Origin of the sequence: Proteus alimentorum (assembly GCF_002607735.1) — a bacterium.
In the GTDB taxonomy this organism is placed as follows: Bacteria; Pseudomonadota; Gammaproteobacteria; order Enterobacterales; family Enterobacteriaceae; genus Proteus; species Proteus alimentorum.
On the sequence record NZ_NBVR01000020.1, the window covers coordinates 290,923 to 303,718 of the forward strand.

General features: G+C 37.8%; 6 protein-coding genes and 2 pseudogenes. All 8 read right to left on the reverse strand.

All coding sequences use genetic code 11. The annotated features are described in order from the left end of the window. Positions 1-493: 493 nt before the first annotated feature. The gene (gene fsa / locus B6258_RS06510) at positions 494-1,156 is read right to left on the reverse strand and encodes a fructose-6-phosphate aldolase (protein ID WP_099074595.1); all 663 of its coding nucleotides are present in this window, start codon (positions 1,154-1,156) and stop codon (positions 494-496) included. 290 nt (positions 1,157-1,446) lie between these two features. Then, positions 1,447-2,073: a lytic polysaccharide monooxygenase gene (locus B6258_RS06515; RefSeq protein ID WP_099074596.1), complete on the reverse strand. Its 627-nt coding sequence runs from the start codon at positions 2,071-2,073 to the stop codon at positions 1,447-1,449. A 445-nt stretch (positions 2,074-2,518) separates the two neighbouring features. After that, positions 2,519-5,293 (reverse strand): RHS repeat-associated core domain-containing protein, encoded by a 2,775-nt coding sequence (locus tag B6258_RS06520; RefSeq protein WP_099074597.1) that lies wholly within the window; start codon positions 5,291-5,293, stop codon positions 2,519-2,521. A gap of 164 nt (positions 5,294-5,457) precedes the next feature. After that, complete coding sequence (locus tag B6258_RS06525; protein ID WP_099074598.1) at positions 5,458-8,331, reverse strand: RHS repeat-associated core domain-containing protein; 2,874 nt, start codon at positions 8,329-8,331, stop codon at positions 5,458-5,460. 164 nt (positions 8,332-8,495) lie between these two features. Beyond that, positions 8,496-11,375: an RHS repeat-associated core domain-containing protein gene (locus tag B6258_RS06530; protein WP_099074599.1), complete on the reverse strand. Its 2,880-nt coding sequence runs from the start codon at positions 11,373-11,375 to the stop codon at positions 8,496-8,498. A 183-nt stretch (positions 11,376-11,558) separates the two neighbouring features. Then, complete coding sequence (locus B6258_RS18280) at positions 11,559-12,323, reverse strand: putative adhesin (RefSeq protein ID WP_338064478.1); 765 nt, start codon at positions 12,321-12,323, stop codon at positions 11,559-11,561. Between the two features lie 75 nt (positions 12,324-12,398). Then, positions 12,399-12,599 (reverse strand): annotated as a pseudogene (locus B6258_RS18485) (RHS repeat-associated core domain-containing protein); the annotation flags it as partial. A 5-nt stretch (positions 12,600-12,604) separates the two neighbouring features. Further along, positions 12,605-12,796, reverse strand: a pseudogene (locus B6258_RS06540) (RHS repeat-associated core domain-containing protein); the annotation flags it as partial.

Consider the following 12,796-nt stretch of genomic DNA (forward strand, 5'->3'; position numbering starts at 1 on the left):
ACCGCGGAGTATCGGTTTTCCCTGTTAATTAGGTAATTTAACTACCCCATCAATATAATATTAGTTTATTTTTAACAACCAAACCCTTTAATTAACACGCCCGTCACAATTTATTATTTTGTTATTAAATAAAAAGTAATAACAACTAAACCGAGTAAAAACAAAAAATTAATTAAATATTAAAATATAAAGAACACTTTAATCAAAAAAAATAATCTATTGATATAAAAGCAATTTTTAACAACAAAATAAAAAATAAATAGATTGTATTAATAATCCATTTATAGACTAACATTATAGTAATAGATTTGAATTTAGATTGCCAGAAAGGTGTCTTATTATTAGATGTAAATCAATATTCGTTTATTTCAAGCTATAATAACCTCGTTATTAATACATTAGTAAAAGTGAAGATTAATATCGTTATATACTAATATTGATAAATTAAGTGCTATATAGCGTTATAGCACTTAATCTCATGCTCTTCATTTAATTATAAAAAACGACGATCAAAAGCAGTTTGCCAATCTTCCGTAAATCTATTTACCGCATCATCAACAACCGGTGAGCGAATAATGGAATAAGCAAGCTCAATCGGTAATGTCACCGAAGAAGCACCCGCTAATAAACAATCGACCACTTGGCGTGGTGTTTTAAAACTCGCCGCTAAGATTTTTGTCGGTAAATTATGCATGGTGATCAGGGTTTGTAACTCTTTTACCACTCTGACCCCATCAGAACCTTGTCTATCCATTCGATGCACATAAGGCGCAATATAATCCGCGCCCGCTAATGCCGCCATTAATCCTTGAGACACACTGTAAATTGCCGTACCTAATACCAGCATATTTTTTTGCTTTAATTGTTTAATGGCAACAAGGCCTGCTTCTGTAACTGGAACTTTAATCACGGTATTATCGGCAATATTCCCAATACGCAGTGCTTCTTCAATCATGGTATCGACATCACTGGCAACCACTTGTGCAAATACTCGCCCTTTACCGCCCATAGCGGCTTTTAATTCAGGCAATAGTGTTTCAATATGTTGTGCCGATTTAGCAATAATGGAAGGATTAGTGGTGACACCTGCAATAGGAAGCACTTGAGAGAGTTTTCTAACTTCTTCGATATCCGCAGTATCTAAATAAATTTCCATAATCGCACCTCAGTGATGTTGGTTTTAAGCTAAATAATTATAGGTATATATTAGAAAGTAGCATTGTGAGAGAGGGATTTCTAGTCGATTTAATGAAAATAGCGCCTATATCAAGGTGCCATCAATTAAATAACGATAATAAATAGTTATATTTTTTATTTAATACAAAATATAATCTCTCATCTAAATTTAAAATTTAGATTAAGAATTTATTTATACTTTAAAATAAACAGTATTAAAAACAATACTACTATTGATATTAAATAATTATTTGCATTAAATTAAATCGATTATTCTTCAAATTCAGCATCAATCACTTGATAAAAAGCATTTGCTGTATCCGCAATATCCCAAATCCCTAAAATAACCTGATAACCTGAACGTTCTGGTATATTACAATTTAATTCTACTGTTGCCGTTGGTATTTTACCATTATCAAATCTCTGGCAAAAAGGTGTTGGATCAAAATCCTTTTGAGTAAGCGGTTTATTTACATCCCAATTCTGTTTAGTTATAAAAAACCGCCATGATGCGGTACTGTGTTTAGCCGTTAATGTCCATTTAAACGTATTCTCTCCACTTTTCATTGCGACTTTATGCCAACGATCAGCACTCTGCTCATTTAATGCAGAAAATGCTTCATTTCCACCACTGGCAATTTGACCATCAGCAGGACCCTCTTTAGGAAAGCCTTTAAGTCCTTCAACTGATTGAGGCTCATATTCTACAGAGCCACAATTTTTATTAAATTTTATATTATTACTATTAGGAATAGTAGTTCTACATAACACTGCACGGCTTGGTGGTTTATCAATATAGCCATGTTTTAATGTGACATCCTCTGATGCTGTTGAAATAAAACTAGCTGATGATAATAATAACGTTGCAGTAAATACCATAAATTTATTTTTCTTCATAAAAAATCCGCAATAATTATTAAAAGTTTTTAAAATATAATGTTCGTTTCAATCACAATAGATATTAGTCAAAAATAGATAATTAAATATCCATTTATTAATATTTGTGAACAATATCGCGATTTAATTTAATATTAAAACAGGACTAAAACGGTCATTTAATATTTATTAAATGACTATTAATAATAAAAAAAATAAATAAATTTATTTTTAATACTTTATTTTATCTTTTATTAAAAAGACTCAAATCATCGGTATGAAATAAAAACAACCCAAATGAGACAAAAAAACTGTCTCACTGGGTTGTGTGTTTTAGATTTATCTCCAAAATATGAAAATCTTCTAGAGATATCGCCGAACCATTCAAATCGGCAATTTGTATTTGAACCTATTTTTCAATTTGTCTCGAGCCACATGACATCTAGGCTTTCTCGTTTAAATGTAACTATAGTTTGTTCTCCATTTTATTATATTGATTTTTGGGATGGTAATTCGACCACTCACTTTTTCCAAAAATTTCCTCATGAGATATTTTTTTACCACCACGGTAAAATATCAGGTTGGAGCGAACTTCGGGAAGATCTCTATGTCGGTATAACCAACGAAGCTCACTGGATGTTATACTCGTCCCGTACCCTTTTTTTGATACAACCACACCAATATCATCTCCAATGAGATCGGCAATAAAATGAAGCGGTTTTTTTCTGACTAGCAACTGAAACTCCAGCCCAGCTTTACTGGTCTTATTCCATAAAGGAATTTTCAATTGCTTTCTTTTCCATAGTTTTGACTTAAGTTTAGTCGCTGCATCCTGATCTATAACGTTGTATCTCTCATGAGAAGAAATAAATTGTCTGAACTGAATAGCTCGCTCAGGATCGCTTAACCGTTTATTTACCCTTTCGTCATCAGCATACTTTGTAGGTTTTTTAATATTCCAGACAGCATTAGTGATATCACTTTGAATGAAAATATTAGTTTTCTTTTTCGGGAAAAATCGTCTTTTTAATTTAAAAATATTATTAGTAGGTGGTTTAATTGCTTCTTTTCTTTTAAAGCCGTAAGAGTTCAACACAGATACAAAGCTCTCTAGAGGCTTATCTAAACCATAAAGAATATCCCCCCACTGAAATATTTCTGTTAAAGGTGTATCATTTGGTATGGAGCTAATAGCTGGAGCACGCCCATCCGGATCCTGCAATGTCACTGGGTTATTACGCACCATGCGATATAAATTTAGCCCATCCACTGTACCGGCAGGGTCGGCACTTAACCAACGACCAATCCACGGTTGATAATAACGATAACCGTAGTAATACAGCCCCGTAGCATCTTTTTCTTTACCTGAATAACGAATAGTTTTGTAATCTGCTTCTAGCGCATTTTCACTCGACCAAATCGCGGCGCCGCCATAAGGGTAATATTCCTCATAACTGACTAATTGCCCTTGACCATCGGTTTCTAATCCACTGTTACCCACACCATCATCATAGCTATAACGCAGTGAATTATTTTCAATCCCTTTCGGCGTACCCATTTCCCAACACAAGGCTCTGACTTTTGCACTGGTACCCGCATTGATTTGTACTACCGCATATTTTTCTGTTACTGGATTTTCATTTACTTCCCAGACTTCAATATTCGGTAAATAGTGCGTAGTGACTGTTTCTAAATCACCGCCAGCCGCTTTACGCCCGCGTATTTTCATCACACGTTGGCTCGCACTGTTATATTGATAAGTTTCGCCCTCAGATAAATGCCCCGTTTCCATTATCTCTTTAGTGGCGTTCAGATGATTACGGCTATCCCAAATAATGGCATCCCCATTAAGAAGCTGGGTTAAATTACCACTTTCATCAAAATAGCTATCGACTTGCTTCGGATCAGAACATTGTGATTCAAGTAATGCCCGATTAGTTTTATTAGATACGCAAATATCTTGGGTAAAACTTTGTTGCGCAATAGGAGAGTTATGACGGATTTGCGTTAAATTGCCGCCTCTATCATAAGCGTATAAACGCGTGTAATTGGTATAGCTTTGTGCATCTTTGACCAACGTGGTAATGGTTTGAGATTGGATTGATGCGGGTGTTTTTTGATTGGCTGATTCACGCCCTGTTGCACTAATTAATTGATACAGTGAATCGTAAATATAGCGATTTTCTGGCACCACTTTCTGATTACGCCAGTAGCGAGTCGCTTCAGCATCATTTTTCAGACAGATAATATTGCCGACCGGATCGTACTCATAACGCAGATCTTGCATGATCTTCGCACCTAATGCATGACCTTGAGGACGCTGTGTTTTGACATGCAGTAAACGTTGTGTTTCAGGCTCATATTTATAAGTGGTGACTAAGCCATTACCGTGCGCTTCACGTAATTTTTGCCCCGCGGCTGAGTAAGTGAGTGAACGTAAAATCGCTTGTTCTGATTGACCTTTTAAGGTCAGCCAAGATTGCTTAACAAAACCCGCAATATCATAGGCAAGACGGCGTTGATGCCCTTTTGCATCGGTCTCTGCTAATACAGCCCCCGTGGCATCATAAGTATATTGAGTGGTAAATTTTTCAGCTTGTTTAAGCTCATTTATTTCATACTCTGAACTCCAGTCAATAAAATCACCATAATGTAATTGTTGCGTTTCCGATAACACGGCACCTAATAAGGAAAAGCTATCGGCTGTTTTCTTTCCTGCGGTATCATAATATTCAATACATCTCCCCACTTGATTGATCCCGATTAACTCATCACCGTTTCCTCGCCCCCATTTCAATTTTTGAATCACCCTCGTGTCTAGATCCCCTAATTTCCCTTCTTTGACTTGCTCCAAATATCGCTCAACGCTTTGAGCGGAATACTCGTAGGTCGTCACGGTGCCTTTGGCATTAATCTGTTGTGCAACCGTGCCTTCAATATCATTGATATTAAAGCTATTTCCATTATCAACACCTTGTGACAGTGATAATGCGCCACTTAAACTCACCACTTGCTGAATATTGGGTTGAATAGTGGCGTCTGATTGCTGAGCTTCATACAATCTTGCATCAATACTGCGTTCTAAATAACCGCGAGCATGAAAGTAGTGACGCGTAATGCGTTCATCTGTTTTATTTATTGTGTCGGGATGACGACAATAATTAATTTCACGAATAGCAGCTCCGCGATTATCATAAACCACTACTGTTGGCGTTCTTGTGTGTAATTGTTGATTTAACATCTTTTTAATTCCTTGTAATTTTTTCTTTATCAATAATCATTATTTCGTTAATGATTAACGACGGCTAAATATATTGAGTCATTACGATATATTCTTAATTTATTTCTAAACTAAATATCTTGTAATTAATTTAACCGCACTTAATTCTTAGCCTCTAAGCATGATTAAGAGTATTGCAATAATTCTAGTTTCTGTTCCATAGGATCATAGCTCAGATTGAGCTTGCCCTGTCTGGAACGACAAAATGAGCAGACAATATTGTCATAGTGAATATCATTTGCCTTTAACTTATTGAAAAGATGTCCTATTGTCGTTATTGAAGGTATAGTGCGCCCATCCCAAGTGATCGTGTCTCTTACTGTGGCAATATCTGTTCTGACTGTTTGTTTTTGATTTGTTTGTGTAAACGCTCGATTGACAGCCAATGCATTACCTATTATATCGGGTGTATCGTACTCATACTTGGATAATCTATAATTTTTAATATTAATTATCCCATTATTATTTCCTTCTGCTAATTCAGAAGTTATATTATTATATTCGCCTGTTACTGTCCTTATTCCCAACCATTCCATTTGCTCAATCGCGAATTGATTATGTAACTTAAAATGATGATTGGAAATAGAAAATAACGTGTACTTCTTATCTATTACGAGGTTATCAATACCCGGATCCGTTAATCTAGTCCTGTGTGGATTTAAGAATTCTAATGTCACCCCATCGGGTATTGGAACGGCCTTGCTGTTTAAGTAAAAACCACCATGACTCCTGACAATAAGTTGTTTTGATTGAAAATCCGAGGTTGAATAGAGCGTAAAATACCGACCTAACTTACTGGCGGTATAGTGCGTCTCTCTTTTAAAGTCTCGTGAATATTTTTGATTCCAAGCCTCAGACCATTTAATGGTCGATTCCCCCCAATCATCTGTTTTCATTTCATGAAATGACGTCGGTAATCGATTGATAAAATGCTCACTTGTTGTTGAAGGCGTGGGTGCTCTACCATCCGGATCATGCAATGTCACCGGGTTATTACGCACCATGCGATATAAATTTAGCCCATCCACTGTGCCCGCTGGATCAGCACTTAACCAACGCCCCACCCACGGCTGATAATAGCGATAACCGTAGTAATAAAGCCCTGTAGCATCTTTTTCTTTCCCTGAATAACGAATGGTTTTGTAATCTGCTTCTAGCGCATTTTCGCTCGACCAAATTGCCGTGCCGCCATAAGGGTAATATTCCTCATAACTGACTAATTGCCCTTGACCATCGGTTTCTAATCCACTGTTACCCACACCGTCATCATAGCTATAACGCAGTGAATTATTTTCAATCCCTTTCGGTGTACCCATCTCCCAACATAATGCTCTGACTTTTGCACTCGTACCTGCTTGAATTTGTACAACGGCATATTTCTCTGTCACAGAACTTGTGCTCACTTCCCATTGTTCAATATTCGGTAAATAGTGCGTAGTGATTTTTTCTAAATGACCGTTAGCAGTTTTATGCCCGCGTATTTTCGTCATACGTTGGCTCGCACTGTTATATTGATAAGTTTCGCCCTCAGTTAAATGCCCCGTTTCCATTATCTCTTTAGTGGCGTTCAGATGATTACGGCTATCCCAAATAAGGGCATCCCCATTAAGAAGCTGGGTTAAATTACCGCTCTCATCAAAATAGCTATCGACTTGCTTCGGATCAGAACATTGTGATTCAAGTAATGCCCGATTAGTTTTATTAGATACGCAAATATCTTGGGTAAAACTTTGTTGCGCAATAGGAGAGTTATGACGGATTTGCGTTAAATTGCCGCCTCTATCATAAGCGTATAAACGCGTGTAATTGGTATAGCTTTGTGCATCTTTGACCAACGTGGTAATGGTTTGAGATTGGATTGATGCGGGTGTTTTTTGATTGGCTGATTCACGCCCTGTTGCACTCACTAATTGATACAGAGAGTCATAGATATAACGATTTTCAGGCACGATTTTCTGATTACGCCAGTAACGCGTTGCTTCAGCATCATTTTTCAGACAGATAATATTGCCGACCGGATCGTACTCATAACGCAGATCTTGCATGATCTTCGCACCTAATGCATGACCTTGAGGACGCTGTGTTCTCACTTGCAGTAAACGTTGAGTTTCAGGCTCATATTCATAAGTGGTGACTAAGCCATTGCCCTGCTCTTCACGCAGTTTTTGCCCCGCAGCTGAGTAGGTTAAAGCACGTAAAATCGCTTGCTCTGACTGTCCTTTTAAGGTCAACCAAGATTGTTTAACAAACCCTGCAATATCATAGGCGATACGGCGTTTATTCCCTTTTGCATCCGTCTCGTCTAATACAGCCCCTGTCGCATCATAAATATATTGAGTGGTAAATTTTTCAGCTCGCTCAATACTCGCTTCTTCATTATTTGAATCCCAGTCAATAACACTCCCCATATGCAACTGTTGTGTTTCTGCAATAGCATGCCCCAAGAGAGAATAATGGCTATATGTTTTTTTACCTGCCGTATCAAAGTGTTCAATGCATTTTCCCACTTGATTGGTATCTATTAACTCACTCGCGTTTCCTTGTCCCCATTTCAATTTTTGTACTACGGCAATACTGTTTTCACCCAGTTTTCCTTCTTTGACTTGTTCTAAATATCGCTCAACGCTTTGAGCAGAATACTCGTAGGTTGTCACGGTGCCTTTGGCATTAATCTGCTGTGCAACCGTGCCTTCAATATCATTGAGATTAAAACTATTCCCATTATCAACCCTTTGTGAAAGTGATAATGCGCTCCCTAAACTCACTGTTTGCTGAATATTCGCTTGAATTACTGAGTCTGATTGTTGAGCCTCATACAATCTTGCATCAATACTGCGCTCTAAATAACCGCGAGCATGATAGTGATGACGCGTAATACGTTCATCCGTTTGGTTAATCGTATCGGGATGACGGCAATAGCTAATTTCACGGATTGTTGATCCGCGATTATCAAGAACCACCACCGTTGGCGTTCTTGTGTGTAATTGTTGGTTTAACATCTTTTTAATTCCTTTCAATTTTCTCTTTATCGATAATCATTATTTCGTTAATGGTTAATGGCGGTTAAATATCTTTTTTCATGAAAATATAATATTAATTTATTTCTAAACTAAATATCTCGTGATTAATTTAACCGCACTTAATTCTTAGCCTCTAAGCATGATTAAGAGTATTGCAATAATTTTAGTTTCTGTTCCATAGGATCATAGCTCAAATTGAGCTTGTCCTTTTTAGAACGACAAAATGAGCAGACAATATTGTCATAGTGAATATCATTTGCCTTTAACTCATTGAAAAGTTCTCCTATTGTCGTTATTGAACGTATAGTGCGCCCATCCAAAGTGATCGAGTTTCTTACTGTGGCAATATCCGTTCTGACTGTTTGTTTTTGATTTGTTTGTGTAAACGCTCGATTGACAGCCAATGCATTACTTATTCTATCGGGTGTATCGCGATCATATTTGGTTAATCTATAATTTTTAATATTAATTTTCCCATTATTATTTTCTTCTGTTACTTCAGAAGTTATATTATTATCCTCGCCTGTTACTGCCCATATTCCCAACAATTCCTTTTGCTCAACTGCGAGTTGACTATGTAAATCTAGATACTCATTCGAAATAGAAAATAACGTATACTTCTTATCTATTACGAGGTTATCAATACCCGGATCTATTAATTTAGTCCTGTGTGGATTTAAGAAATCTAATGTCACCCCATCGGGTATTGGAACGGCCTTGCTGTTTAAGTGAAAACCACCATGACTCCTGACAATAAGTTGATTTGATGGATAATCAGGGGTTGAATAGAGCGTAAAATGCCGACCTAACTTACTGGCGGTATAGTGCGTCTCTCTTTTAAAGTCTCTTGAATATTTTTGATTCCAGGCCTCATACCGTTTAATACGCGATCCCCCCCAATCATCTGTTTTCATTTCATGAAATGACGTCGGTAATCGATTGATAAAATGTTCACTTGTTGTTGCAGACGTTGAAGGCGTGGGTGCTCTACCATCAGGATCCTGCAATGTCACCGGATTATTACGCACCATGCGATATAAATTTAGCCCATCCACTGTGCCCGCTGGATCGGCACTTAACCAACGGCCAATCCACGGTTGATAATAGCGATAACCGTAGTAATACAGCCCCGTAGCATCTTTTTCTTTCCCTGAATAACGAATGGTTTTGTAATCTGCTTCTAGCGCATTTTCGCTCGACCAAATTGCCGTGCCGCCATAAGGGTAATATTCCTCATAACTGACTAATTGCCCTTGACCATCGGTTTCTAATCCACTGTTACCCACACCATCATCATAGCTATAACGCAGTGAATTATTTTCAATCCCTTTCGGCGTACCCATTTCCCAACACAAGGCTCTGACTTTTGCACTGGTACCCGCATTGATTTGTACTACCGCATATTTTTCTGTTACTGGATTTTCATTTACTTCCCAGACTTCAATATTCGGTAAATAGTGCGTAGTGACTGTTTCTAAATCACCGCCAGCCGCTTTACGCCCGCGTATTTTCATCACACGTTGGCTCGCACTGTTATATTGATAGGTTTCACCCTCAGATAATTGCCCACTTTCCATTATCTCTTTTGTGGCTCTCAGATGATTACGGCTGTCCCAAATAATGGCATCCCCATTAAGAAGCTGGGTTAAATTACCACTTTCATCAAAATAGCTATCGACTTGCTTCGGATCAGAACATTGTGATTCAAGTAATGCCCGATTAGTTTTATTAGATACGCAAATATCTTGGGTAAAACTTTGTTGCGCAATAGGAGAGTTATGACGGATTTGCGTTAAATTCCCGCCTCTATCATAAGTGTATAAACGGGTATAATTGGTATAGCTTTGTGCATCTTTCACTAACGTAGTAATGGTTTGAGATTGGATTGATGCGGGTGTTTTTTGATTGGCTGATTCACGACCTGTTGCACTCACTAATTGATACAGAGAGTCATAAATATAACGATTTTCAGGCACGATTTTCTGATTACGCCAGTAACGTGTGGCTTCAGCATCATTTTTTAAGCAAATAATATTGCCGACCGGATCGTACTCATAACGCAAATCTTGCATGATCTTCGCACCTAATGCATGACCTTGAGGACGCTGTGTTTTGACATACAACAAACGTTGCGTTTCAGGCTCATATTCATAAGTGGTAACTAAGCCATTACCCTGCTCTTCACGCAGTTTTTGCCCCGCAGCTGAGTAAGTGAGTGAATGTAAAATAACTTGCTCTGATTGGCCTTTTAAGGTCAGCCAAGATTGCTTAACAAACCCTGCAATATCATAGGCAAGACGGCGTTTATTCCCCTTTGCATCGGTTTCTGCTAATACAGTACCCGTGGCATCATAAGTATATTGAGTGGTAAATTTTTCAGCTTGTTGAATACCTTGCTCACTGTCAGTACCCCAATTAATGTTATTACCTACAATGAACTGTTGTGTTTCTGATATTACCGCGCCTTGTAACGAATAATGGCTATACGTTTTTTTACCCGCGGTATCAAAGTGCTCGATACATTTTCCCACTTGATTGATCCCGATTAACTCACTCGCGTTTCCTTGTCCCCATTTAAGTTTTTGAATAACCTTAGTGTCTGGATCCCCTAATTTCCCTTCTTTGACTTGCTCTAAATATCGCTCAATGCTTTGAGCGGAATACTCGTAGGTTGTCACGGTGCCTTTGGCATTAATCTGTTGTGCAACCGTGCCTTCAATATCATTGAGATTAAAGCTATTTCCATTATCAACACCTTGTGACAGTGATAGCGCGCCCCCTAAACTCACTGTTTGCTGAATATTGGGTTGAATAGTTGGATCGGATTGTTGTGCTTCATACAATCTTGCATCAACACTGCGTTCTAAATAACCGCGAGCATGAAAGTGATGACGCGTAATGCGTTCATCTGTTTTATTTATTGTGTCGGGATGACGACAATAATTAATTTCACGAATGGTTAATCCGCGATTATCATAAACCACCACTGTTGGGGTGCTTGTATTTAATTGTTGATTTAACATCTTTTTAATTCCTTGTAATTTTTTCTTTATCAATAATCATTATTTCGTTAATGATTAACGGCAAATAAATATATTGAGTCATTACGATATATTCTTAATTTATTTCTAGGCTAAGTACCCGTGATTAATTTAACCGCGCTTAGTTCTTAGCCTCTAAGCATTATTAATCGAGTTACAATAAGATTATTTTGACATATATAGGCTAGCGGTCGCTGGATCATATCCAACCTTTTCGTTGCCTCGTTCACAACGACAAAATGAGCAGACAATATTGTCATAGTGAATATCATTTGCCTTTAACTCATTGAAAAGCTCTCTTATTGTCGTTATTAAAGGCTTAGAGACCCCATCAATAGTGACCGTATCACTTACTGTGACAATATCCGTTCTGACTGTTTGATCTTGAATTGTTTGCGTAATTGCTCGATTGACAGCCAATGCATTACCTATTCTATCCGGTGTATCGTGCTCATATGCTAATAAGCTATAATTTGTAATATTAATTACACTATTCTTATCGTTTTCTGCTGCTTTAGCTTTTATATCATTATACTCGCCTGTTACTGCCCATATTCCCAACCATTCCTTTTGCTCAACCGCGAATTTATTATGTGACTTCAGATGATGATTGGAAATAGAATATAACGTATACTTCTTATACATTGCGAGGTGATCAATACCCGGCTCTCTTAATATAGTATCATGTGGATTTAAGAATTCTAATGTCACCCCATCAGGTATTGGAACGGCCTTGCTGTTTAAATCAAAAAAACCATGGGCAGTAACAATAAGTTGTTTTGATGGAAAATCCGAGGTTGAATAGAGCGTAAAATACGGACCTAACTTACTGGCGGTATAGTGCGTCTCTCTTTTAAAGTCTCGTGAATATTTTTGATTCCAAGCCTCAGACCGTTTAATATTCAATTCCCCCCAATCATCTGTTTTCATTTCATGAAATGACGTCGGTAATCGATTGATAAAATGTTCACTTGTTGTTGCAGACGTTGAAGGCGTGGGTGCTCTACCATCAGGATCCTGCAATGTCACCGGGTTATTGCGCACCATGCGATATAAATTTAGTCCATCCACCGTACCTGCTGGATCGGCACTTAACCAACGGCCAATCCACGGCTGGTAGTAGCGGTAACCGTAGTAATACATCCCCGTAGCATCTTTTTCTTTCCCTGAATAACGAATGGTTTTGTAATCTGCTTCTAGCGCATTTTCGNGTTATTGCGCACCATGCGATATAAATTTAGTCCATCCACCGTACCTGCTGGATCGGCACTTAACCAACGGCCAATCCACGGCTGGTAGTAGCGGTAACCGTAGTAATACATCCCCGTAGCATCTTTTTCTTTCCCTGAATAACGAATGGTTTTGTAATCTGCTTCTAGCGCATTTTCGCTCGACCAAATTGC

What these genes read in the sequence shown, in the direction of transcription:
- fsa (WP_099074595.1), bottom strand. Translation starts at nt 1,156, where the DNA reads ATGGAAATTTATTTAGATACTGCGGATATCGAAGAAGTTAGAAAACTC.
- B6258_RS06515 (WP_099074596.1), bottom strand. Translation starts at nt 2,073, where the DNA reads ATGAAGAAAAATAAATTTATGGTATTTACTGCAACGTTATTATTATCA.
- B6258_RS06520 (WP_099074597.1), bottom strand. Translation starts at nt 5,293, where the DNA reads ATGTTAAATCAACAATTACACACAAGAACGCCAACAGTAGTGGTTTAT.
- B6258_RS06525 (WP_099074598.1), bottom strand. Translation starts at nt 8,331, where the DNA reads ATGTTAAACCAACAATTACACACAAGAACGCCAACGGTGGTGGTTCTT.
- B6258_RS06530 (WP_099074599.1), bottom strand. Translation starts at nt 11,375, where the DNA reads ATGTTAAATCAACAATTAAATACAAGCACCCCAACAGTGGTGGTTTAT.
- B6258_RS18280 (WP_338064478.1), bottom strand. Translation starts at nt 12,323, where the DNA reads ATGAAAACAGATGATTGGGGGGAATTGAATATTAAACGGTCTGAGGCT.